Source organism: Metabacillus litoralis (assembly GCF_003667825.1).
Classification (GTDB): Bacteria; Bacillota; Bacilli; order Bacillales; family Bacillaceae; genus Metabacillus; species Metabacillus litoralis_B.
In genome coordinates this window covers 4,642,105-4,666,648 of the sequence record NZ_CP033043.1, presented here as the reverse complement: position 1 = coordinate 4,666,648, position 24,544 = coordinate 4,642,105, and the positions used below count along the sequence as shown (strand labels likewise).

Genomic DNA, 24,544 nt, shown 5'->3' with positions numbered 1-24,544 from the left:
ACAATGAAATACTTCTTTAATGTTCATAATATTTCTTCTATTGACCTCACAATAATCAAAAAGAAGACCCTGGCAACATACCAAGGTCTCCTCTAATCAAACGTTTATTTAAATACAGGCTCTTTAAATTGAGCTAGTTTTTCAAGTGAGCTTTTATCAATATCTGCATGTAGGCTATTACCATGAGAATCCATTGTAACAACAGCAGTAAAGCCTTCTACTTTCAAATGCCACATAGCCTCAGGTATTCCGAATTGCATAAGATCTACACCTTCAACTGATTTGATACAATCAGCATAGTATTGTGCTGCACCACCAATTGCGTTTAAGTAAACACCACCATGCTCCCCAAGTGCTTTTAATGTTTTCGGTCCCATTCCGCCTTTTCCGATAACAGCACGAATACCAAAGCGCTTCATAATATCACCTTGATAAGGCTCTTCACGAATACTAGTTGTAGGACCAGCAGCTTTCACATGATAGTTTCCATCTTCATCTTTTAACATAACAGGACCACAATGATAAATAATTTGACCATTTAAATCAACAGGTGAATCATTTTCGGATAAGTATTTATGAATCGCATCACGACCTGTATACATCATTCCGTTAATACGAACAACATCCCCGACCTTTAGCTCTCTTATTTTTTCTTCTGTAATAGGCGCTTCAAGGACTACTTCTCTTGATTGTTCACTTTGCTCATGAGTTGCCGCAACCTCATCTTGAGAAAAATCTACTTCTTCTCCGTCTTGATATAACCACTCATTGATTGAACCTGTTTTTGGATCAATGTATACACCTAAACGGCGATATGCCCAACAATTATAGGCAACCGAAACAAAGAAACTAGCTGGAATACGGTTAATAACCCCAACCTTACAACCTAGTAATGTTGTTTCACCACCAAAGCCCATTGTTCCAATTCCTAACTCATTGGCATTATCCATAACATATTCTTCAAGTTGACGTAACTCCTCACGTTCATTCACATCATCAACTCTTCTAAACAGCTGTTCCTTCGCCAACTCATAACCACTTGTACGATCTCCACCAATTCCAACACCGATGAAGCCGGCACTACAACCTTGTCCTTGTGCTTGATATACAGAATACATAATACACTTACGAATTCCGTCTAAGTCACGGCCTGCTTTTCCTAATCCTTCAAGCTCACAAGGAAGACTATACTGGATATTTTTATTTTCACAACCTCCTCCTTTTAGAATGAGGCGGGCATCAATATAATCGTTTTCCCATTGTTCAAATTTAATAACAGGGGTTCCTTCTCCAAGGTTGTCCCCACTATTATCACCAGAAATAGAGTCAACAGAATTTGGTCTTAACTTTCCATCTTTTGTAGCTTGTTCGATTGCGCGTTTAATTTGCTTTTTCATATCAATCTGATTAGCCGATACCGGCACTTTTATTTTAAAGGTAGGTAAGCCTGTATCCTGGCAAATTGGAGAAACATTATCATCAGCCATTTTAATATTATTTGTAATCGTTGCAAGAGACATCGCTGAGCGTGTTCCAGCATTTTCTTTTAATTTTGCTGCTGCAATTGCTCTTCTTACGTCTTTTGGTAAGTTAGTCGAAGTTTCTACTATTAATTGATACATGCTTTCATAAAAGTTCTCCATCTCGATTCTCCCCCTCGTGTGAAAGCTCAGCAATCAAGGATGTGCCTACACTAATCACTACTAATTTAGTAAACTTTCGGTCTTTTCCCACAATTTTTATTATACTCCTCAAGCGATTTATTGAAAAGAAGCGTTTTCAGGATTTCTTTTGGTATGCAATGCCATTAAAAAAAGCCGACACAATTAGTGCCAGCTCATTCTTTCCAATCTTTTTTAAACTGATTATGCTTTAGTTCAAGATCATCAAGCATTTGAATTAAACGATCAACATCGTCTACATCTGTCGATTCGGGATCCATCGAGTCAATGACTTCTAAAAACATATTTAGGCGATTTTTCAAATAGGATAGTTGAGAATCCTTATCGTGTACTGCGTTACCCATTGTTTCTCTCCTTTCAGATACATGTATCGTAGATGATTTACAATTCTTTGACAAGTATAACTATCAGAATTAATGGATGTTCTCCCTTTAGGTTTCTGTTAAAATAAGCGAATGTATAGATCATTTTCACCCTTTTAAGAAGGAGCAAACATTATGAATGCACTAAAACCATTAAAAGCAATAACAACCTCATATGATCCATGGGAAGCTTATTTAGATATAGAGCAGTATGGCGAAATGATGTTAACGAATATTGAATTTACCACAACAACTCTTTGTAATATGAGATGCGAGCATTGTGCAGTTGGTTATACCTTACAACCTAAAGATCCAAAAGCACTTCCTATTGATCTGCTGCTAAAAAGATTAGATGAAGTACCAACATTACGTTCTTTAAGTATTACAGGTGGAGAGCCGATGCTTTCATTAAAATCTGTTGAACAGTATGTGGTGCCTCTCCTTAAGTATGCCCATGAACGCGGTATACGTACACAAATTAATTCAAATTTAACCTTGGATTTAAAGCGTTACGAAAAAATTATTCCTTACCTTGATGTTTTACATATATCTCATAACTGGGGAACAATTGATGAATTCGTCGAGGTCGGGTTTGCTGTTATGGACCGAAAGCCAACTTACCAACAAAGAGCTGCTTTATTTGATCGAATGATTGAGAATAGCCGAGCTTTAGTAAAGGCTGGTGTAATTGTATCTGCTGAAACGATGCTTAATAAACGAACACTTCCTTACATGGAGAAAATACATAAGCAGATTGTTGAAGACATGCTTTGTCAGCGTCATGAAATTCACCCAATGTATCCAAGTGATTTTGCAAGTGCCTTAGAAACTCTTTCTCTTCCAGAAATGAGAAAAGCAATTCATCAGTTATTAAATTTTCGGGATGAAAGTGTATGGATGTTGTTTGGAACCTTACCATTTTATGCTTGCAGTCAAAATGAAGAGGACTTAGAACTCATCCAACGTTTACGTGAAAGCAAAAATGTTACGGTACGAAATGATCCTGATGGCCGTTCAAGACTTAATGTAAATATCTTTAATGGAGATATTATCGTGACTGACTTTGGCGATACTCCGCCACTCGGGAATATTCAGCATAACACTCTACAATCTGCCTATTCAAACTGGATGAATACAAACCTTGCTAAATCATTAAATTGTCACTGTCCAGCTGTTCAATGTCTAGGACCTAATGTACTTGTTAAAAATAGTTATTACCAAGATATAGATTTTACAAAAAGAAAATCGAATATATAGGGTGAGAAGATGGAACAGGTAGTAGCATTTTTAAAAGAATATGAGTTACTAAAAGTAATTATTGTTGCTATTCTCTTAGCAGTGAGTGTTTTTATTATCAATTTCTTTATAAGAAAGTTCTTTCAGCGAACAGATTTTATAGAAGAACGAAAAGAAAAAACAATTGAAAGTTTGATTAGATCTGTTACAAGATATGCCGCAACTATAGGTTTCATCTTATACATTATTTCTTTATTTGTTGAAAATTTCGGATCCATCCTAGCAGGTGCCGGTGTGGCAGGTATTGTCATCGGGTTTGGAGCACAAAGCTTAATAAAGGACATTTTAGCAGGAATGTTTTTAATTTATGAAAAACAGCTTCATCAAGGTGATTTTATTACAATCAACAACACATTTAATGGTACTGTTGAAGAAATCGGCCTCCGTTCTTTAAAGGTACGAGAATGGAGTGGAAAATTACTAACTATTAGTAACGGTGAAATAAAGCAAATTCATAACTATAATATAGATCGGATGCGAGTTATTGAGCGTGTTGTTACAAGCTTTAGGGAGGATCCAGAGAAAGTGTGGACAGTCCTAGAACACACCTGTGAAAAACTAAATCAAGAATTGGGAGACTACTTAAAAAGAGATGTTTCTAACACAATTATTGAGCCCTTTCACTTATTCGGAATCACCTCTTTAAATGCTAATTACCGGGGATACGAATATGCAGTAATCGGTTTAGTTGATGACCTGCATTATTGGAATGCGGCAAAGGAAGCAAGAAAAATCATTGCTAATGCTCTTTTTGATGAAGGAATTCAGTTAGCAGAAGAAAGAATTACATTAAACCAAAATGAAAAAATCAGTACCTAAAAGATGGTACTGATTTTTTTAAAACGCTTATCTAGGTTGATCAGACGTAACAAATCCAAAGGAAGCATGATCTTGTAGCGGAATCCAAGCACCAATTCCTTGTGATGTTACATTTTTCACAACAATGCTTTTCTTATTACCTTTTAACACTAAATAAACTTCACCGTACGTTACTTTTCCTTTTTCATTTACTGCAGGCGCATAGGCATATAAATAGCCTAATTTTTTTGGAGGTACATTATACACTTGATCTTTCTTTGTTCCTGCCCCAATGATCGTTTCAAACGCTAAAGGTAAATTGGTTTTCCTCATTGCCTCTAACAACATCATTTTTTTAACATGCTCTGCTTCAGGGACTTTGGCGGTTAAGCCACCTTTAACAGATTTTTGTGCCTCCTGGCGATAATGCATTTGGATTTGTGATTTTCCACCACGGTTATCTTGATAATTTGTGTTTATTTTTTGATACTCCCAATTTGTTGCTGTTTCAGTTGATTCATAATTAAGTGCCCACTGACCTAAATAAATAGTGGCACGATACCCAAAGGCAAGTGGTGCATCAGAAATACTGGATTCATTTAAAATACGAATCAAATCAGGATTCTCAATTGGAACTTCTGCAGTGTCAATCAGTTGCTGAGTTAGCTCACTTGGCTGTAAATAAGGTAAATCCTGAGTGGGGTTTGGATATGTGTTTTCCTTTGAAATATCCATTACCGAACCAGGCATCTTCGGCTTTTGTGTTTTCCCTTCTGCTAATACAGCACTTGAAAAACTAAATGATAAAAGCAAAACTAAAGAAATGAGCAATCTTCTTTTCATGGTTTTTACTCCTTTCAACATGCTTATCATTATTGTTTTCAATCGGGAAATGGTTTATCCAAAATTTTTAAATCAGTACTTCTAAAAAGTTCTGAACATGGTGATTTCTCTATTATCTCCTTAGCAATAACTCATACCTCTTCGTCATAGGCTTATTTATCCATTGAATCATTGGACCAATTAAAAAGGTAATAATAATTGTCCCTACCCCAATGGGTCCTTGTAAAATAAAGGCTAAAATTAGTGCGGTAACCTCTCCAATTGTTTTAGCAATCATAAAGTTCAAATGAAACCTTTCATGCAACGAGATCATCAGTTGATCAATTGGATTAGCAGGGAATTTTGTTTGCAAATACATGGCTACGCCAATGGAAATAAGTATTATCCCTGCGATAAGAGATATTACCTGTAATAATAATGTACTTAAATGAACGTTGCTCATAACTACTATCAGCCAAAAATCTACTGAAAAACCTATTAATAAAATTGTAACCACAGCTAGGAATTTAGGTTTTCCTCTAACGATTAAGGCGTTAATAAATATTAAGATTACCCCAATGATAATAACCCAACTTCCTACTGTTAACCCAATCACATTTGACAGACCAACGTTTAAGGCATCCCAAGCCCCAGCTCCTAAGTCAGCTTTTATTGTCAGTGTGACACCAAAACCCATTAAGAAGAGCCCAATTAAATAAAATAAAATTCTAATCTTCATTCTTTTAGTTCCTTTCTAAGTAGATGCTAATAAATATGAGGACAAACATTACTTTAAAACAAATAGTAAAATTAATAAACAGAATATTTACAAAGCTTGAAGAATATAGTATCATATAGGTACACGATAGAGTGTCCCTAGAAAATTAACGCTTTTTTTGCAAGCGTTACCAATTTCTCTAGTTATCTGTTTCGTCCTACACAAACTATAAGACTCTGTGTATTATACACAGAGTCTCTTTTTATTTAAAAATAAACACCAATTCTCAACTCTTTACCTTCCTTTACATTAAAGATGAATGAAATCCATCGTTTTATTGCACATTAATATAGTGCGAAGCTATTTACATACGCAACTATATTGTATGAGGAAAAGAAAGGAGCTTATCCAATGAGTGAGGATTTGAAGAATAAATTACTTGAAGTCGTACAAAATCATAAAGTAGGTACATTAGCAACTATCAGTCAAAACAAGCCTTTCTCTCGATTCATGCTGTTTTTTAACGAGGATTTAGTTTTATATACAGCTACCAATAAAGATACCCACAAGGTTGAGGATATTAACACAAACCCTAATGTTCATATTTTATTAGGAAATGATTGTAATGGATGGGACGATCCATACGTGGAAGTGGAAGGAACAGTTATGGTAGAGGAATCTAAAGAGCTTAAAGAAAAGTTCTGGAATGAGCACTTAAAAAATTGGATACCAAGTGCGGATGATCCTAACTATATGCTTTTAAAAATTTCACCTTCTTCTTATCGTTATTTCGAAAAGTCTTCAAGTGAACCGGAAATTCTATCATTATAAAAAATATAGCCAGGTGATCACTCACCTGGCTTTTCACTTTAAATCAACTCAAATGTTTCCTCAATCTCAATACTCCCTTTAACAGACTGAGCCATTGGACAATTTTTACTAGCTAATAAAATTGATTGATGAATTTTATTTTCGTTTAAATTTTGACCTTTAATTTTATAGTGAATATGTATCTTTTCAATCTTATTTGCTTCAGCCTCATTACGTTCTACATCAGTAGATATCGTTATATCCTCTATCTCTATTCTTTTCTTAGCTAAAATCTTCCGCAATACACCACCACTACAAACAGCAATTGATGCGACCATTAGTTGATATGGTCTATATCCATAGGCTTCATCTCCCGCTACATGCAATTCTCCATATTCTGTTGTTGTTGTAAAGCCAACTTCTTTCTTCATTTTAAATTCCATTATCTTCACCTCAGTTTTTAAGTTATTGTATCTAAAAAACGACGATTACAAAAGTAATGTTATCTTATTTTTCTTGTATAATTTTGTTATTCGGTTTAAAGTATTACTGGCATTTAAGAATTATTTTCTAAATCATGAGAGGTGCTTACATGAATACTCAACGAGTTCGTTTTTGGATATTAGTTTCTATTGTCGGGATATCAGGGTTTAGCCAAGGAATGCTTCTACCACTAATTGCTATTATTTTTGAAAATAGTGGGTTATCTTCAGACTTAAATGGCTTAAACGCAACAGCTCTATACATTGGGATTCTTTTAGTATCTCCCTTTATGGAATACCCATTAAAACGGTTTGGCTATAAACCAATTATTATCCTCGGCGGTTTAGTCGTTGCTTCCTCTCTTGCATTATTTCCATTATGGAAATCCTTTTGGTTTTGGTTTTGCCTACGACTTTTGATTGGAATTGGTGACCATGCCCTGCATTTTGGTACACAAACTTGGATTACCTCATTTTCGTCTGAGGAGAAAAGAGGAAGAAACATTTCACTGTATGGTCTATTTTTTGGTGTTGGTTTTGCAGCAGGTCCATTACTCGCATCACTCGTTAACATAAACGAAGCATTGCCTTTTATTATTTCATCTGTTCTTTGCTTTATAGGCTGGGCTCTATTGTTTCTTTTAAAAAACGACTATCCTGAGCAAACCATTGAGGTTAATTCGATGAAAGAAACAATGAAACGATTTAAAAGTGCATGGAAATACGGATGGGTTGCATTTTTACCTCCTTTAGGTTATGGATTTTTAGAATCCTCATTAAACGGTAGCTTTCCTGTTTACGCACTCCGAATTGGTCTTGATGTAACGAATATTTCTGTTTTACTGTTTTCTTTTGCAATAGGAGCAATCACATTTCAACTTCCGCTTGGAATTTTAAGTGACAAATTTGGAAGAAGAACTGTGTTAATGTTTATCTTATTCACTGGTTTTTTGAGCTTTACGACAGCCAGTTTTGTTGAAAATTTTCCTACTGCTCTTATTATTTGCTTATTCATATCTGGAATGGTTGTTGGCTCTACCTTCTCACTAGGAATTAGCTACATGACTGACCTAATGCCAAAAAACCTGCTCCCAACCGGAAATCTCCTATGTGGAGTTGCCTTTAGTGTAGGCAGCCTAGCTGGCCCTTATTTAGGTGGTATTTTTATTAAATACACTAACGATATTAGCTATTTCTTTATCATAAGCAGTATGTTGTTACTCATATTTATAGCCGTTACTATCTATAAACCAATTTTAACAACAGAAAAATCTACTAAGCCCTCCGTGGATCATTTTTCAAGCTGACATCTTGTCAGCTTTTTTATTTTCAAAGCCTGCTAGTGCCTTTTTTGAAAATTTTTAAAAAAGGTTTGAACATTTTTAATAATCTGTTATATAATACAACTAACAACAATAAACTGTACCATAACAATAACCAAAGGGAGATGGGGAAATGATGAACAGACAGGAACGTAAGAATATGATTGAATTTATTGAAAGAATGAAGGAAATTGACAAAGACTCTTTACTTTATATGACTGATGCTGATATTGAACATATCTACAGCACCGTTTATAACAGCTGTCTTGAGCATGCTGAGTAAATGAACAAAAGCGCAAGCGCCTCGTTCAGACCCGACAAGCGTAAGACGATTTAGAATAGAAGGCGTTCTTTGCCTTATATTCTAAATTGGCTTATGACCTCGAAGGGCTAGGTGCTGGAGCTGGATGTCGTAACCACAATAATGCAGTTTCTGTAATAAACCAAGAAAAAGGCTGACTAGGTTTTAATCCTAGCCAGCCTTTTTTTTAATGATAACCGTTTTGTCCGTTAGCACTACCGCTTGTTTTATGTTTTGGACTTTGTTTAGAGTTTTGCTTGTTATGACTTCCGCCTTTTTTTGTATGTTTTGCCATTGTTGAATCCCCCACTTTCATAAAAATAAAGACTTTTGTCTTCTTACTTACTATTTCACTTTTAGGGAAGCAATATGAACTAAAACATTTGGTAATTTATTTTAAAGCATGTTTTCTTTTATATAACAGTGCATTGAATTCACCACCAAGAATAATGATCATCCCTGATAAATAAAGCCATACCATTAAGACAATAATTCCTCCGATACTTCCATACGTTGCACTATAGTTTGCAAAATTACCAACATAATAAGAAAATGCAAGTGATACAGCAATCCAGCCAATTGTTGCAGCAATTGCACCTGGAACTCCATCCTTAAGATGCAAACGCTTATTAGGTGCAACAAAATATAAAGCTGTAAACACAATGAACAGTATAATTCCACTAACAAGCCAGCGCATAGTATTCCAAATCGTTAAAAACTGTGCCGAAACACCAAAATGAGAAAAAATAAAAAGGCCTATTTCTTTTCCAAACACAGGTAATAAAAGGGCTACAATAATGACAAAAACCATTGCCATTGTAAGTAAAATTGCCATCCCTCTTGCAACAAAGAATGAGCGGCTTTCCTCTACATCATATGCCTTATTAAAAGCTCGAACGATAGCATTAATTCCATTGGATGCAGACCAAAGAGTTGCAATAATACCAAATGATAAAAGCTTACCATTTTTATCATTTAAAATTTGATTTAGCGTATCATTTATTAATTGCATTGATTCCCCAGGAGCAAACTGTTTAATTGTGTTTAATACATCTTCTTGAGAAATCGGTAAATAACCAAGCAATGTGATTAAAAAGATGAGAAAAGGAAATAACGACAATAAAAAGAAATAAGAAAGCTGAGCAGAAAGGCCTGGTACCTCATCATTTGTAAATCTTTTCACTAATTCTTTTAGGAATGAACCTTCTTTAAACATGCATTCACCTCACGATTGATCTCGTTTCGGAATGAACCTTTCTTTTGTTTCTTGTACTAATCCTACAACTTGTGGTGTTGTTTCTCTAAGCTCTTTCACTTTTTCATTTAAAAAAGAAAGATCTTCTGACACTTCTTGTACTTTATCCTTTACATTATCTATCTTTTGCTTAACCTCGCTAGTTAATGTAGTTGGTTCATCAACATAGCCTTTAATTTTCGAGGATACATTTTTACCAGCTTGAATAACATCTTCACGAGTGTGTTTGTCCAATAATGAAACAGCTGCTCCAACAAGGGCGCCGATAACCATACCTTTAATTAACTTATTTTCATTTGCCACCTAACATACCTCCTATCGTTAAAGTTTATGTAAAGTTTTCACTTCGTTTAATAAATTTCTACAGCTTTTATGGACCATTTCGAATACTTCATCAAAGTTACCTGTATAATATGGGTCAGGAACATCTAATATGTCCGACTCTTCCACATAATCTAATAATCGTTGAATTTTCCCTGTTGAATGATATCCAGCTAGACGTCTAATATTCCCAATATTTTCATTATCCATCCCAATCAAATAATCATATTGAGATAGATCTTCTTTCGTAAGCTGTCTTGCCTTTTGTCCTTCATAAGAGATGTTATGATGCTCTAAAATACGACGAGTCCCTTCATGTGGTGGTTTCCCTGTATGCCAGTTTCCTGTACCAGCTGAATCAATTTGAATGGCCTCCTCGAGCCCCTCCTTCTTAACTAAATCTCTCATAACAGCTTCAGCCATTGGTGAGCGGCATATATTCCCCAAACAAACAAATAAAATATTAACCATTATATCCTCCTTACCTTTTTCCCAATAGTTTTCTTTTAAAAACAATTATTTCTACTTATTATGATAATATTTTTCCTTAATCAAATACAATTCGGCATTATATACTTAATTAGGACTAAGTAACAAGTTTTTGAATGTGTACTAGTATTTCATGTTACAATAACTATAACGATTACCGATTCCGAGAAAGGACTGAAGGGAATGAACCTTACTGAAAAGTCAGTTGAAAATGTTGAGTATATGATTGAGCAAATCAAGGAAAAACTCAGAGTTCTAAATCTAGGTGCTATTAAACCTTCTCATTTTGATGAAGAAATGTACGAAGAATTGAAAGATATTTACGAACATGTTATGAAGAGAAATTCCTTCAGCCCTAATGAAATGCAAGCCATTGCAGAAGAATTAGGAAATCTTCGCAAAGGACAATAATCTGATTCTGACTCCTTCCCTACTTACATATGAATGTAACAAGGAGGGGGATTTTTTTATGTTAAATTGGTGGTTAGCAACAATCAGTTTATGTGGATTCCTCATTACCTCAATTATCCTTGTTCTATATGGCTTAAAAGCTGCTGTTAACTCTGAAGATTCGTATCGTGTTGATCCTTTGCCAACTGAAGATAGTACGAAGAATAAAAAATAAGTAAACCCCCTTTTGGTTAAGGGGGTTTTTACAATTGCATATTAAACAAACGTTTATTTAAGAAAGTAATTTTAATGATTCTCTAGTAAAAGCAGGTAAATCATCAGGTTTTCTGCTTGTTACAAGTTGGTTGCCGCAAACTACAACTTCTTTATCATGTACATTTGCACCAGCATTTTTCAAATCAATCATAATGGATTGATAACCAGTAACATCACGATTATTTAATGATTCGGCAGAGATAAGCAATTGTGGCCCATGACATATCGCAAAAACAGGTTTTTGATCTTCCATGAACTCTTTAGCAAAACGGATATAGCTCTCGTCCGCTCTTAGTTGATCTGGAGAAAATCCACCCGGTATAAACAAGGCATCAAATTGGCTTGAATCTACCTCATTAATTGAAGCATCAATTTCCACTCTTGCTTTACCTTGTTTTCCTGTCACTGTTTTCCCTTTAACATCTTCGATTGTCGTCAAAGAATGACCTTGTTCTTTAAACGCTCTAGCTGGGTCAGTATATTCGATATCCTCAAAGTAATCAGTTAATACAACAGCAATATTCTTAGACATATTGTTAATGATAACCTCCTCTTTTTGAATACATTTCTGTATTACCCGTGCTTGTCCCACTATAAACTTTTTTGCATAAAAAGGAGTTTTTCAAAAAGTAGCGAATATTAACTGAAAAAAAGCGAGTTGATCTAAATGACAATTAATGTGATAGAAGCAACAAAAGACGATGTTCATTTTCTTTGGGATATGCTATACGAAGCAGTTTATGTGGATGAACATTCAGAAAAACCCCCACGCAGTATTATTGAAACACCGAAGATGGCTAGTTACGTCAAAGACTGGGGAAGACACGGAGATCTAGCACTACTTGCTGTTGATTCAAACGGAAAGAAACTCGGAGCTGTTTGGATCCGCCTCTTCGACGATTTGACTAAAACATATGGTTACGTTGATGAGGAAACCCCCATCCTCAGCATGGCCATTCTCCCACAATTCAGAGGAAAAGGCATTGGATCAGAATTGTTAAGAGAAATCAAGCTACAAGCAGCTTCAAAAGGATATGTGAGAATATCACTTAGTGTGGACCCCTCCAATCCTGCTCTACGTTTATACGAGAGATTTGGATTTAAGAAAATTGGAATCGACGGAACTTCTTGGGATATGGTTGCTAAGTTAGGAGAACAGTAAATGTATAAAGTAGCTTGGTGATGAAAAACATCTTTCTTCCTGCTGAGTTTTGTTTTGTCGTTCATTTTCTTGGTGAACGACAGTGTGGTTACGATTGATACCCGTTTTGTCGTTCATTACACATATGAACAACAGTCCGGTTACGAACAATACTTCTTTTGTCGTTCATCACCCTTATGAACGACAGTGCGGCTACGAACAATACTCGTTTTGTCGTTCATCACACTTATGAACGACAGTCCGGTTACGAACAATACTTCTTTTGTCGTTCATCACACTTATGAATGACATTGCGGCTACGAACAATTCCCTTTTTGTCGTTCATCCACCTTATGAACGACAGTCCGGTTACGAACAATACTTCTTTTGTCGTTCATCACCCCTATGAACGACATTGCGGCTACGAACAATTCCCTTTTTGTCGTTCATCACCCTTATGAACGACAGTCCGGTTACGAACAATACACGTTTTGTCGTTCATCCCCTCCCTTCTACGAACAGCCCATAGCCCATCCCTTTCTAATCCCAAATCCAATCTCTAGACCCCCCTAAAAATAGTCCTCCATGCCTAAATTCCAAAAAATAATCTAAAAATTCTAAAATTACTAGTTCTTGTTTTCAAAACAAATAATATATTTTACTTGAAAGCGTTTACTTTATTGGAATCAGAGGGGGGAACTGGTTAATGAGGTTAAAAAGCGTTTTAAGTTTATTTTTCAGTCTAATCATGGTAATTGGACTACTAGCTGCTTGTAACAATGAGGTAAAACCACCAACAACAAATGAACCAACTCCAAGTGAAGAAGGAAATGACTCTGAACAAAATTCATCAGGGACAACACCAAGGAATGAAACATTGTATGTTAATGGTCTACAATGGGGACCGCCTTCAACCTTTAGTCCATTAGGGGGAAATCCATCTTTTCCAATTGCATATGCGAACTCGAGATCATTAATCTATGAAAATCTTTTCATGATTAATATGCTTGATGGTGCGTTAGAGCCATTACTTGGTACAAGTTATGAATGGACTGATGACACGACACTTCACATTGAATTAAATCCTGATGCAAAGTGGAATGACGGAGAAGCATTCACATCAGAAGACGTTGTGTATTCTTATGAACTAGGAAACAAATACTCAATATCTTGGAGCAACTTCTGGGAAGCAATTGATGCGGTAGAAGCAGACGGTGATAACGCCGTTAATATCCGCTTAAAACAAGATAATCCTAACCGACTCACAGTTTTAGATAGTCTTCAATTAGTTCCGATGATGCCTAAGCATGTTTGGGAAGAAATTGAAGAGAAAAGTGGGAACGATATTGCCAAGATTCGTGAAGAAGTGAATCCAGATCCTGTTGGTACTGGCCCGTACAAAATGCACACATTTGATAACCAAAAGATCACCTTAATTAGAGATGATAACTATTGGGGACAATCTCTATTTGGCGGCTTACCAGCTCCGAAGTATGTAAGTCATGTTATTTATAAGGATAATGCTGCAGGTTCTCTAGCATTTAAAAAAGGGGAAGTTGACGTTTCACAACAATTCATCCCTCAAGTTTGGAAAATGTGGGAAGACGGTGCTCCAATCAAAACATATGTGAAAGACAAACCATATTACTTACCTGGTTCAATGCCTTCTATTTTCTTCAATATGACAAAAGATGGCTTAAATAATCCAGATGTTAGAAGAGCGATTGCAATGGCAATTGATTATGACAAAATTTCAGAATTAGCAATGAGCGGATATTCTGGTGAAATGAAACCGTCTATTACATTAGATACACCTTCTGAAACAAAGTATGTAGATCAAGATGCCATTAAATCACTTCAATGGACAACAGATATTGATGCAGCCAACGAGTTGCTTGATAGTATTGGAGCGAAAAAAGGAGCAGATGGTATTCGTGTTCTCAATGGTGTAAGACTTGGACCATGGGAAATCGAATGTCCATATGGTTGGTCTGATTGGAATGCTGCCCTAGAAATTGTCGCACAAAACGCTAAGGCCATTGGAATTGAAATTAGAACGAACTTCCCTGAAGCTCCTGTATGGACAAATGATTTACAAACAGGGAAATTTGACATCATTATGAATACGCCTGCTGGTGCAGTTAGTCCGAGTCAGCCTTGGGATAGAGCAAGAACAATCATGTATTCAGAAGGTGTAGCTCCAGTTGGTGAAATGGCGTTCTGGAACTGGGGAAGATATAAAAATGAAAGAGCCGATGAGTTAATTAAGGAAATTCCAACAATTACAGATGAAGCGAAATTAAAAGAAATGTACACAGAACTTACAAAAATTTATTTAGAAGACATTCCATCAATCCCACTTATGTATAGACCTTGGGTATTCCATACAGTGAACGAATCGGTTTGGAAAGGCTTTGCAGTTGAAGGAGACGGCAATAACATTCCACCACAAATTTCAATTGACGGTGCAGGTGTAAAAGACTTGTATCAAATCACAAATAAATAGACTGAAAGATAGATAGATCTAGTTGGGATAATTCATATAAGGTTATCCCAGCTACTCCTTTTAAAACTACCTAATAACGGGGGTGCTGTGAAGTCATGAATGCCTATCGGAAGTTTTTCTTAAAAAAATCCCTCTGGTATCTTGTGACCTTGTTTGTAGCAGTCGCGCTTAACTTCCTACTACCAAGGTTAATAGAGGGAAATCCAGTAAGTGTGATTGCCAACCAAATGACTCAAGGAATGACAGACAGTGATTCAATTAAGAAGGTATACGATACATTTGCTGCAGAGTTTGGTATTGATAAGCCGTTATGGCAACAATTTTTTATTTATGTAGGGAATTTATTGAAGGGTGATTTAGGAACGTCGTTCGGACTCTATCCAATGTCTGTTACTTCTATTCTTGCCTCAGCTGTTCCTTGGACATTAGCTCTTCAACTGCCTGCTATCCTTGTTGGTTGGATCGTCGGAAATGCCCTTGGAGCTATTGCTGCTTATAAAAAAGGTGTATTTGATAAAGTGCTTTTTCCTACATTTTTATTTATCAACTCCATCCCATTTTTTATTTTGGCGATCATTATGCTCTATATCTTTGGGCTCACTCTTAATTGGTTCCCAACATCCGGCGGCTACAATTATCAAATGACACCAAATTTAAGTTTTGAGTTTATTGGATCTGTGATTAGTCACCACTTCCTCCCTTTTATTTCAATTGTCTTGGTTACAATTGGTGGTCAAGCTATCGGAATGAGAGAAATGTCGATCTACGAATTAAACACAGATTACGTTTTATATAGCAAATTACTTGGTATTAAAGATTCAACAATTTCTAGATATGTATTTAAAAATGCGATGTTACCACAGATTACAGGTTTGGCTCTGTCAATCGGTACGATGATCGGCGGGTCATTAATTACTGAAATTGTTTTTAGCTATCCTGGTATTGGAACATGGCTATTTACTGCCATACGTCAACTAGATTATCCACTCATATCCGGCGCTACTCTACTTATTGCCATATCCGTTCTATTAGCTAACTTCACCATTGAAATTATTTATGGGTTGGTTGACCCTAGAATCAAAGCTTCGCAAATGGAGGAAGAATAATATGAATAGTTCACTACAAATATTAATTCGCTCCCCAAAATTCCTTATCGGTGCCATTTCATTTTTGTTGATGCTTGCATTTGTAACGATCTACCCCTTAATTAATACTGCTGATCCAACCGAAATGGTTGCACTCGCCTTTCAGCCACCGAGTGCTGAATTATGGTTAGGCTCCGATAACTTTGGAAGAGACTTGTTTCTTGAACTTATTTATGGAATCAAAACCTCCATTTTTGTAGGATTAGTTGCCGGCTTAAGTGCAACGATTATTGGGTTAATCATCGGATTATCCGCCGGTTATATCGGAGGAATATTTGATGAAATTTTATCTGCCATCACAAATATCTTTATCGTTATTCCGTCTTTCATTGTCTTAATTCTGATTTCAGTCAGTATCGATTCAAGAAGTTCGTTAATTACAGCAATTGTAATTGGCATCACTAGTTGGCCATGGACAGCACGTGCCGTCCGCGCTCAAACATCCTCTCTACGAAACAGAGATCATGTTAATATCGCAAAAATATCTGGTCATAGCACACCAAGAATTATTATTTTTGAAATTTTACCTTACATCATGTCTTATGTTGTAATGGCATTTGTTCTGCAAACAGCATCAGGTATTCTTTCAGAGGCATCGATCTCTATGCTGGGGCTTGGACCATATAACACAATTTCTCTTGGTATTATTATGAACTGGGCTTTAATCTTTGAAGCTCCTGTATCCGGTGCGTGGTGGGCATTTATACCTGCAGCAATCGCTATTGCGATCATTACATTTTCTCTCTATTTAATGAATACTGGGATGGATGAAATTTTTAACCCTAAGATAAGGAGTTAATGATATGAGTAAACATATTCTTGATGTTAAAGAATTAAAAACCTACTATAAAACCAGATTAAAAGAAAAGGTCTATGCTGTTGATGGTGTGGATTTTCACCTTGAAGATGGAAAAACAATTGGAATTGCTGGGGAATCAGGATGCGGAAAATCAACCTTAGCCTTAAGCTTAATGGGTTTTTACTTTCCTCCACTCCATTTTGGTAGCGGTTCGATCAACATCAATGGTGTAGATATTATGAAGCTCGAAAAAGAAAAGCTTAGAAAACAAGTCCTAGGCAGAGAAATTGCCTACATTCCACAAGCGGCAATGAACGCCCTAAATCCAACGATTAAGATTATTAAATTTATTGAAGACATTATGAAAGAACATCAACCTGAACTGTCGAAAAAACAAGTCTATGAAATGGCTGCTGAAAGATTTGAAACATTAAATCTTTCACCTAAAGTCTTAAATTCTTATCCGAATGAACTTTCTGGCGGGATGAAACAAAGAACAGTTATTGCTATTTCAACCATTTTAAATCCAAAAGTATTAATCGCTGATGAACCAACCTCTGCACTCGATGTAACATCCCAAAAAGTTGTCATTAAATTATTAAAAGATTTATTAGATAAAAAATTCATCCGTTCATTAGTATTCATTACACATGAACTCCCTCTTCTCTATCATGTAACAGACGAAATTATGGTGATGTACGCAGGAGAAATCGTCGAGAGAGGAAAAGCCGAAGACGTTATTTTTAATCCCATTCACCCTTATACCAAAAAGCTAATGGGTTCAATTATTGTCCCTGAATCTGGCATGAAGGAACATAAACTAGCTGCGATTCCTGGAGCACCTCCTAATTTAAAAAAGAAAATAGATGGCTGCCGATTTGCTGAACGATGTTCATATGCAACTGATGAATGCCGTACTGGAAAAATTACGACTCAACATCTAGGTGAACGTCTGTATCGTTGTCGAATTGACAATGAGACGTTAAAGGAGTGGTATGCAAATGAAGCCTAATCAAGAGGTTTTAATTAGCGGGAAAAACATAACAAAGGTTTTCGGTTATGGGAAAAATAAAAACACAGCCGTTGACCAAGTAAACTTTGCGTTCCATCGTGGAGAAATTATTTCAATTGTTGGTGAAAGTGGGAGTGGAAAAACCACACTTGCTAAAATGGTCATGGGACTACTAAAGGAAACAAGTGGAGATATCGAGTATAAAGGAAAGCCGCGCAAACTAAAAAGTCATCGAGATCGAAAATCATATTGGCAAGATATTCAAGCCATTTTTCAGGACCCCTTCTCTTCTTTTAACTTGTTTCATAAAGTCGAAAAACTATTAAATGACTGTATTGAACTGCAAGGTTTAAAGCTTTCTAAAGAAGAACGCTTTGAGAAAATGAAAGAAGCATGTACGTTTGTTAACCTGAAATTTGAAGAGCTTTATAATAAATATCCTTTTGAGCTATCAGGTGGACAAATGCAGCGTTTGATGATTGCTAGAATTTTTCTTCTGCATCCAAAGGTATTGCTAGCAGATGAACCAACTTCAATGGTTGATGCCTGCTCTCGCTCTACTATTTTGGATATGTTATTAAAGCTAAGAAAAGAAAACAACATGACGATTATCTTCATTACTCATGACGTAGGTCTTGCCTATTATGTAAGTGATACTCTTTACATCATGGAAAAAGGAAAAATTGTTGAACAAGGAAGCGCCGATAGTGTGTTAATGAATCCACAGCATCCATACACACAACAGCTCATTTCTGACGTACCTAAGCTGCATGAAGCCTGGGATTTGGGATAATCAAAGAAGGCCAACTAACATAAGTTGGCCTCTTCTCTTAACCCACACTCAATTTCCTTTATAAAATCACTTACTTTCTTTTCATAGCCCTTCGGATCTGTATTATAGGCTTCTGCATGACCTGCCTTAGGGACTAAATAGAGCTTTTTATTTCCCTTTTTTCGTTTAAACATATCTAACGTCATTTGCAACGGAATAAACGTATCTTCTTTCCCATGAATAAATAAAATGGGGGTTTTTGTTTTTTCTAACCCTTTTATTGGGGAAATTTCAGGAAAACTCCATCCATGACGTAACTTAATGAGAAGACTTATAACATCGATTAGAGGATAAAAACGCAGCCTTAAATCAAGCCTCAATCTTAATTTTAGTAAGCTTGAAAAATCACTAAATGAGCAGTCAGCAATACAAAACTTCACTCTGTTGTCCCGTTTGCTTACTTCTAATGCTGTAGCAGCTCCAAGTGATTCACCTAACAAGCCTATAAAAGCACGATCTCCCATTCGCACTGATAAATAGTCAATCCACGCTCTTATATCATCTTTTTCATAGTAACCAAAAGAGGTATAATTCCCTCCACTTAATCCATGAAATCGATGGTCACATAACAAAACGTGAAATCCCCTTTTCTGAAACATTTCTACATATTTAAAACTTCCAAACAAAGACCAACGAATTCCATGAGCAATAATGATTACTTTTTTACTGTTTTTCACTGGAAAAAGCATTCCATGAAGCTTATATCCATGGTAAGACGGAATATATAATTCTTCTTTATCTAACGTGTGAAAGATGTTGGCATCAATTTCCCCCTTTTGAATACCAAGCTTATACGTTTTGTCATAAGGAACCCTGTTCGGCGAAAGAAGAAGACGGCTTAACAAATATATACCTATTGAACAGACAATCATCGAAGCAAGAACTAACCCTATGATCCATTGCCACATTCACTTCTCTTCCCTTCTAGGCTTTTTTATATTTTATTGAAATGCACAAGAAGGTGTGACAAGAAAACGAAGCAATATGAAAAACTGCATGCTTTGGATGATGAAACAAACAAAAAATCCTGTACACCCTTAAACTCTTACTCACAGGTGTACAGGATTAATCACGTTATATCGTCCACTGATCATGGACGATTGCAACAAGCTTCCACTCATCCTTTGAATTTTTTTCAAAAACAAGATTTAAGGCCTTCCAATCCATATTCCCATTTTCCTCAGTTCCCTTTACGTAATACTCAACAACTTGAGACTCAGGAAATGTGTCTTTAATATTTTTTATCGTATTTCCTCTTGCTTGTTCTGGGTTATAAACAACCTCATCAGCCTGATGGTAGCTTGCATCATAAATAAATTCACTATAGTATTTGCTTGGAATTAACTTAATTGGCTCACCACTTCCATCTCTTACACCCCATGTATACTCTTCTTCGGAATGAAAGAAATGCAAGAGATCCTCCTGCTTGAATGTAACAGCATCGTCCTCTATATGAGCATAGGGGGAAAACAACACACCTTTTTCTGAAGAAACATAGGTAGAAAGCTCTTCAAAGTTTTGATCTTGTAAGGAGCCTATTACTTTTTCAGCATTTTCTAAGACGAGCTCTTTATCACCTTTTGGAGGCTCAGCTTCTTCTTCCTCATTTGTTTCGATGTCTGTAGTTTCGTCTGTTGTTTCTTCTTCCGTTACATGATCTTCTTCTATAGGTTTATCTCCTTGCTCTTCTGTACCTTGTACACAACCCGTTAAAAGCAAAATAATAAGAAATAGAAGATAAGATTTTTTCACTCTAGCCCTCCTCGAATGAATGTTTCGTTTATTCCATTTTGTACAACTTCCTTTTAAATTATGAATTCCCTAATTATGAACGAGAAAACAACATTATTTTTTAAAACGATTCAGTACTTTATCTTTATAAAAAGACGATGCCGGTGATTGAAAAGCATTCCGTTTTTTCATTAAACGTTCTATTCTTAACATTCTTTCCTGTTTTTTCTGTTTAAGCGTTTCTTTTTCTTGAAGATCTTCAGTAGCATCTATTAGATCCTCGATTGAACTAATTTCCTTTTTAAGTTTTTCTACATCATTTAGCATATTTGAATTTTTTAAAACTTTATAAGCCACACGAAGCTCTTCAGGTATATGGGATAGGTCTTCTAGATTCAATGGCTTACCTTGACCAGGTAAGTTGTCGAACTCACCCTCTTCTATTGCCTTTTTTATTTTATCTTCAGCAATGATTGAAAATAAATCCATACAAATCTTTCTCCTTTCGTTGATAAGTATTATAGCTATTATTCACCTCTTCTAACAGTAGATCCTTTAATCATGAAACCAGCCTTCATTTCTCATTCAAATTAGGCTTTTACTACCAACCTGATCTACATTAAGTTTAAGTTAAATTTTTCAAATTTCTATTGTATTTCGTGACCCGAAAGAGTATGATGAGGAACGTAGATTTCTAGAATCGAGGTATTCAAAATGAAAATAAGAGATTGGGATACAAATCTTAAAATACGATTATTTGGTGAAGCCTTGATGAACATAACATTTTGGATGTTCTTCCCGTTTCTAACGATTTATTTCGCTGATGAATTCGGCAAAGCACAAGCCGGCTTATTCCTTATTATATCGCAAGTTTTCTCAGTTATTGCCAATTTAATGGGGGGATATTGTGCTGATCGATTCGGAAGAAAAACCATGATGGTGATGGCTTCATTTGGTCAAGGTTTATCCTTCATGATATTTGCATTATCGAACTCTCCTTGGCTCGATTTGCCTATTCTCGGCTTTATCTGTTTTGCGTTCGCAGGAGTATTTGGTTCCTTTTACTGGCCAGCCTCTCAAGCAATGGTTGCTGACGTAGTTGAAGAAAAGCATCGTAGTAGCGTTTTTGCTATTTTTTATACATCTATTAATATCGCTGTTGTTATTGGACCTATTTTAGGTGCTATTTTTTATGTTCAGTATCCATTTGAAGTATTATTAGTTGCAGGATTCATTTGTATGTTGCTTTCTTTTTTATTAGCAAAACAAACAAGAGAAACTGCCCCTCCTTACAATGCTGGTTCAGCTGGTGAAAACCGTAGATGGTATAGCCCAATACTACAGCAAATCCAGGATTATCGAATAATCTTCCGTGACCAGACATTTTTGCTTTATATCATTGCGGGTGTTCTTGTTGCACTTACCTTTATGCAGCTAGATATGATTATTCCAGTCTATATGACAGACATGATTCAACAACAAGAAATGTTCCGCTTTGGTGATTGGTCCTTAACATTAAACGGTGAGCAAGCATTCGGCGTAATTCTTTCAGAAAATGGTCTACTTGTGGCTCTATTTACGATTTTCATTACAAAGTGGATGGGAACATTCAAAGAGAGGAATGTGTTTGTTCTTTCTTCTTTCATCTATGGAATCTCAATGGTTGTTTTCGGTTTTACAAGTTCTCTTTGGCTCTACATCCTAGCAATGGCAATTTTTACTTTTGCCGAGCTTATGACAGCTGGAATTCAACAAACGTTTGTTTCAAAACTTGCTCCTGACCATATGCGGGGTCAATATTTTGCCGCTGCTAGCTTGCGATATACAATCGGACGAACGATAGCACCAATAGCGATTCCAATGTCTTTATGGTTTGGATATCAAATTACCTTTGTGATCCTTGGAGCACTAGCAGTTGTAAGTGGATTCTTATATTATGTAATGTTTCAAAAAGCCGAATTAAAACAGGTTAAACATATAGAAGCTAGTTAAAAAAAGCTGTAAAACGAAGAGAAGTATCTCGTTTTACAGCTTTTTTGTATAAATATTTGGTAGTATCATGTTATGAATTTGTTTGTCTCAAATTCTCAGCCTTTACCGACGTTTCTTCCATTAATCGTGCAATTGTCTTGTTATCTTCTGTTAAATTTTCAACAGTTGCACTCATTTCCTGTAGACTTGCTGAAGATTGTTCAATAATTGCTGCTAGCTCATTCGTTGATAATTGGACATCATGTGACTGACCTTTCACAAGATCCGCAAACTTTGTAAATTGTTCAAACTGTGAAGATAGGTTTTCCAATGTTTTTTTCACATGTTGAATCGATGTACTTACCTTGTCCGATGACTTAACACTTCGGTCAATAAAAGAATAACTATTCTCCATCTTTGTAACGGCAGCTGCATTACTTTCATTTAAAGTATGAAGATTTTCATTTATTTTTTCTGTTGTTGCCCTTGTTACATCTGCTAACTTTCTAATTTCTGAAGCTACAACGGAAAACCCTTTGCCAGATTCACCTGCTCTTGCAGCTTCAATAGACGCATTTAAAGCAAGCAAACCTGTTTGGTCAGTAATCTCTTTTATTGAATTTGTTAACTGATTCATTTCAGTTATTGTGCCTGTTAATAATTTAAACGTCTGATCTAACTCAGTAATCATTGCTTTTAACTGATTCATATCTGAGTTTAATTCAAAAACCTGCTCGTTACCTTCAATGATAATGTTACTTGCACGGCTAGAATCTTCTTTCAAATCCTTTGAAATAGAATGGAGCTTCTCCATTGATTTCATCGTTAGCTTTGAATTTTCCGATATATCATTAATTTGCTCTGATTGATTTTGACTGCCGGCTGATACTTCCGTAATAGCCTGTTTCATTTCTTGTTGCGCTTCTAAACTTTCCTGAATTTGCTTGTTAACAATAGAAACGGCTTCAACAATTCCAGAAACATTAATTTCAAGATGTTGCTTTTGTTTCTCTTTCTCACTTGCTTCACTTTCAGCTTGATCAAGAAAGTGCTGTAGCTGACGGAATTGCCTGCTATTCAAATGAATAACAATTCCAAGAACTAACCCTGATAAAACATAGACAATCCCTGCTGAAGCAAAAATAGTTGATAAAGCTAGGTTATCTTCTTGTTTTAGGATAAATGATAAAACAAAAGCGATAAACCCTAGGGTATAGCCTAACGCAAAGATATTCCTCTTCATATGGATAGAAGAAATTAATGTTAAAAATAGAATAATAATAATAATTTCAGCATTTGGCCCCCATATAAAAAGAGCAGAAATTAAAAATAAATAGATTGAAATAATACTAGTGTATGGGAAAAATACAGGTTTTTTTAATAGTTTTTGAAAAATAAGATACAATAATGTAAACGCTACCAACTCTCCCCCATAAAAAATTCCCTTGGATATATCTTGAACTGCTATTGTTTTAGCCATAGCCAAGATCAAGGAAATGGAGAAACTAATAAACATTAATGTATTTTTCTTCGTCATATCAGTCATAACCATTTTTTCTATCGAATTCATACATATCCCCCTTATGTTTATCTCTTTTATAAAGAAAATATATCATGAATAGGCAAAATTTCCTATTATATTTTACGAAATAGTTCGACTCTTCCCTAAAAAATATAGTATTTGTCAATTTTTAATGCTTTTTATCATAAAATTTTTCTACGCTTTAAAAATCGCTCTACGGCAGTTTTTAAAGAAAAAAATGAAAAACCCCCCCTTTTCACACAGTTTTATAGATGTTACAATGACACCACAAAACTTAAAATGGCTTCTATTCTTATCGGAATAGAGGCTATTTTTGTTACGTTCTCTTGAACGATGCTCTATATATTCTAAAAAATTCAGCTGAAAGGGTGATTTCAATGCATTACGGAAGCAAAGGATGGTATGTTGAAGAACTTAAGAAATTAGGTGTTCGCCGTCATGAAGAGAGAAAACTCGAAAGCTACAAAAAACATTTTCTAGCTAATCTTCTTGAAAAACACAGCAAATAATTTTCTTTTAAGTAGAGATAGAGGCACACCT

General features: G+C 35.6%; 28 protein-coding genes. 15 read left to right on the top strand and 13 right to left on the bottom strand.

Going from position 1 to position 24,544, the window contains the following annotated elements; all coding sequences use genetic code 11:
• Positions 1–104: 104 nt before the first annotated feature.
• Both D9842_RS22725 and D9842_RS22720 read right to left on the bottom strand, forming a co-directional pair.
• Positions 105–1,643, bottom strand: coding sequence for a fumarate hydratase (locus tag D9842_RS22725; RefSeq protein ID WP_121664447.1), 1,539 nt, complete (start codon positions 1,641–1,643; stop codon positions 105–107).
• A 194-nt stretch (positions 1,644–1,837) separates the two neighbouring features.
• Positions 1,838–2,026: an SE1561 family protein gene (locus D9842_RS22720; protein WP_098799272.1), complete on the bottom strand. Its 189-nt coding sequence runs from the start codon at positions 2,024–2,026 to the stop codon at positions 1,838–1,840.
• Between the two features lie 153 nt (positions 2,027–2,179).
• Between D9842_RS22720 and yfkAB the strand changes: the two genes are divergently transcribed.
• Both yfkAB and D9842_RS22710 read left to right on the top strand, forming a co-directional pair.
• On the top strand, positions 2,180–3,301 hold the full coding sequence (gene yfkAB, locus D9842_RS22715) for a radical SAM/CxCxxxxC motif protein YfkAB (RefSeq protein WP_121664446.1): 1,122 nt from the start codon (positions 2,180–2,182) through the stop codon (positions 3,299–3,301).
• Positions 3,302–3,310: 9 nt separating this feature from the next.
• Positions 3,311–4,159, top strand: a complete 849-nt coding sequence (locus D9842_RS22710) for a mechanosensitive ion channel family protein (protein ID WP_121664445.1) — start codon at positions 3,311–3,313, stop codon at positions 4,157–4,159.
• A 27-nt stretch (positions 4,160–4,186) separates the two neighbouring features.
• Here D9842_RS22710 and D9842_RS22705 read toward each other — a convergent pair whose 3' ends face one another.
• Together D9842_RS22705 and D9842_RS22700 are read right to left on the bottom strand one after the other, a co-directional pair.
• A complete protein-coding gene (locus D9842_RS22705; RefSeq protein ID WP_121664444.1) occupies positions 4,187–4,981 on the bottom strand; it encodes a YfkD famly protein in 795 nt (264 codons plus the stop codon).
• A gap of 112 nt (positions 4,982–5,093) precedes the next feature.
• Positions 5,094–5,699 (bottom strand): YczE/YyaS/YitT family protein, encoded by a 606-nt coding sequence (locus D9842_RS22700; RefSeq protein ID WP_121664443.1) that lies wholly within the window; start codon positions 5,697–5,699, stop codon positions 5,094–5,096.
• Between the two features lie 390 nt (positions 5,700–6,089).
• Here D9842_RS22700 and D9842_RS22695 point away from each other — a divergent pair, with 390 nt between their 5' ends.
• On the top strand, positions 6,090–6,509 hold the full coding sequence (locus tag D9842_RS22695; protein WP_121664442.1) for a pyridoxamine 5'-phosphate oxidase family protein: 420 nt from the start codon (positions 6,090–6,092) through the stop codon (positions 6,507–6,509).
• A gap of 38 nt (positions 6,510–6,547) precedes the next feature.
• On the opposite strand, the gene D9842_RS22690 is transcribed toward D9842_RS22695, so the two are convergent.
• The gene (locus D9842_RS22690; RefSeq protein WP_121664441.1) at positions 6,548–6,931 is read right to left on the bottom strand and encodes an OsmC family protein; all 384 of its coding nucleotides are present in this window, start codon (positions 6,929–6,931) and stop codon (positions 6,548–6,550) included.
• 149 nt (positions 6,932–7,080) lie between these two features.
• Between D9842_RS22690 and D9842_RS22685 the strand changes: the two genes are divergently transcribed.
• Entirely contained in the window at positions 7,081–8,277 is a 1,197-nt protein-coding gene (locus D9842_RS22685) for an MFS transporter (protein WP_121664440.1), read from the top strand.
• Between the two features lie 151 nt (positions 8,278–8,428).
• Complete coding sequence (locus D9842_RS22680; RefSeq protein WP_121665164.1) at positions 8,429–8,575, top strand: BH0509 family protein; 147 nt, start codon at positions 8,429–8,431, stop codon at positions 8,573–8,575.
• A 409-nt stretch (positions 8,576–8,984) separates the two neighbouring features.
• Here D9842_RS22680 and D9842_RS22675 read toward each other — a convergent pair whose 3' ends face one another.
• The 3 genes from D9842_RS22675 to D9842_RS22665 are packed head-to-tail and all read right to left on the bottom strand — an operon-like array spanning position 8,985 to position 10,640.
• Positions 8,985–9,809 (bottom strand): YihY/virulence factor BrkB family protein, encoded by an 825-nt coding sequence (locus tag D9842_RS22675; protein WP_121664439.1) that lies wholly within the window; start codon positions 9,807–9,809, stop codon positions 8,985–8,987.
• 9 nt (positions 9,810–9,818) lie between these two features.
• Entirely contained in the window at positions 9,819–10,151 is a 333-nt protein-coding gene (locus tag D9842_RS22670) for a YtxH domain-containing protein (RefSeq protein ID WP_121664438.1), read from the bottom strand.
• Positions 10,152–10,169: 18 nt separating this feature from the next.
• The gene (locus D9842_RS22665) at positions 10,170–10,640 is read right to left on the bottom strand and encodes a low molecular weight protein-tyrosine-phosphatase (protein WP_121664437.1); all 471 of its coding nucleotides are present in this window, start codon (positions 10,638–10,640) and stop codon (positions 10,170–10,172) included.
• Positions 10,641–10,841: 201 nt separating this feature from the next.
• On the opposite strand from D9842_RS22665, the gene D9842_RS22660 reads away from it, so the two are divergent.
• Together D9842_RS22660 and D9842_RS26085 are read left to right on the top strand one after the other, a co-directional pair.
• Positions 10,842–11,069, top strand: a complete 228-nt coding sequence (locus D9842_RS22660) for a DUF1128 domain-containing protein (RefSeq protein ID WP_098799261.1) — start codon at positions 10,842–10,844, stop codon at positions 11,067–11,069.
• A gap of 58 nt (positions 11,070–11,127) precedes the next feature.
• Positions 11,128–11,283: a hypothetical protein gene (locus D9842_RS26085; protein WP_162987531.1), complete on the top strand. Its 156-nt coding sequence runs from the start codon at positions 11,128–11,130 to the stop codon at positions 11,281–11,283.
• 57 nt (positions 11,284–11,340) lie between these two features.
• Here the strand turns inward: D9842_RS26085 and D9842_RS22655 are convergent, their stop codons facing one another.
• Positions 11,341–11,856, bottom strand: coding sequence for a type 1 glutamine amidotransferase domain-containing protein (locus D9842_RS22655; RefSeq protein WP_121664436.1), 516 nt, complete (start codon positions 11,854–11,856; stop codon positions 11,341–11,343).
• A gap of 135 nt (positions 11,857–11,991) precedes the next feature.
• Between D9842_RS22655 and D9842_RS22650 the strand changes: the two genes are divergently transcribed.
• From D9842_RS22650 to D9842_RS22625, 6 genes are all read left to right on the top strand, one after another.
• Positions 11,992–12,486, top strand: a complete 495-nt coding sequence (locus D9842_RS22650) for a GNAT family N-acetyltransferase (RefSeq protein ID WP_121664435.1) — start codon at positions 11,992–11,994, stop codon at positions 12,484–12,486.
• A gap of 685 nt (positions 12,487–13,171) precedes the next feature.
• Entirely contained in the window at positions 13,172–14,971 is a 1,800-nt protein-coding gene (locus D9842_RS22645; protein WP_121664434.1) for an ABC transporter substrate-binding protein, read from the top strand.
• Between the two features lie 95 nt (positions 14,972–15,066).
• A complete protein-coding gene (locus tag D9842_RS22640) occupies positions 15,067–16,077 on the top strand; it encodes an ABC transporter permease (protein ID WP_121664433.1) in 1,011 nt (336 codons plus the stop codon).
• Position 16,078: 1 nt separating this feature from the next.
• A complete protein-coding gene (locus D9842_RS22635; protein ID WP_121664432.1) occupies positions 16,079–16,915 on the top strand; it encodes an ABC transporter permease in 837 nt (278 codons plus the stop codon).
• Between the two features lie 4 nt (positions 16,916–16,919).
• A complete protein-coding gene (locus D9842_RS22630) occupies positions 16,920–17,927 on the top strand; it encodes an ABC transporter ATP-binding protein (RefSeq protein WP_121664431.1) in 1,008 nt (335 codons plus the stop codon).
• Positions 17,917–18,720, top strand: a complete 804-nt coding sequence (locus D9842_RS22625) for an ABC transporter ATP-binding protein (protein WP_121664430.1) — start codon at positions 17,917–17,919, stop codon at positions 18,718–18,720. The genes D9842_RS22630 and D9842_RS22625 overlap by 11 nt, the downstream gene beginning before the upstream one ends.
• 14 nt (positions 18,721–18,734) lie before the next feature.
• Here D9842_RS22625 and D9842_RS22620 read toward each other — a convergent pair whose 3' ends face one another.
• The 3 genes from D9842_RS22620 to D9842_RS22610 form a co-directional block, all read right to left on the bottom strand.
• Positions 18,735–19,667 carry an alpha/beta hydrolase gene (locus D9842_RS22620; RefSeq protein ID WP_121664429.1) on the bottom strand — a complete coding sequence of 311 codons (933 nt, stop codon included), beginning with the start codon at positions 19,665–19,667 and terminating at the stop codon, positions 18,735–18,737.
• Positions 19,668–19,833: 166 nt separating this feature from the next.
• The gene (locus D9842_RS22615; protein ID WP_121664428.1) at positions 19,834–20,511 is read right to left on the bottom strand and encodes a hypothetical protein; all 678 of its coding nucleotides are present in this window, start codon (positions 20,509–20,511) and stop codon (positions 19,834–19,836) included.
• A gap of 93 nt (positions 20,512–20,604) precedes the next feature.
• A complete protein-coding gene (locus D9842_RS22610) occupies positions 20,605–20,979 on the bottom strand; it encodes a DnaJ family domain-containing protein (RefSeq protein ID WP_121664427.1) in 375 nt (124 codons plus the stop codon).
• A gap of 225 nt (positions 20,980–21,204) precedes the next feature.
• Here D9842_RS22610 and D9842_RS22605 point away from each other — a divergent pair, with 225 nt between their 5' ends.
• Positions 21,205–22,482 (top strand): MDR family MFS transporter, encoded by a 1,278-nt coding sequence (locus tag D9842_RS22605; protein ID WP_121664426.1) that lies wholly within the window; start codon positions 21,205–21,207, stop codon positions 22,480–22,482.
• Positions 22,483–22,552: 70 nt separating this feature from the next.
• On the opposite strand, the gene D9842_RS22600 is transcribed toward D9842_RS22605, so the two are convergent.
• Entirely contained in the window at positions 22,553–24,031 is a 1,479-nt protein-coding gene (locus D9842_RS22600; RefSeq protein ID WP_121664425.1) for a methyl-accepting chemotaxis protein, read from the bottom strand.
• 350 nt (positions 24,032–24,381) lie between these two features.
• On the opposite strand from D9842_RS22600, the gene D9842_RS22595 reads away from it, so the two are divergent.
• Entirely contained in the window at positions 24,382–24,513 is a 132-nt protein-coding gene (locus D9842_RS22595) for a YflJ family protein (protein WP_098799252.1), read from the top strand.
• Positions 24,514–24,544: the final 31 nt, after the last annotated feature.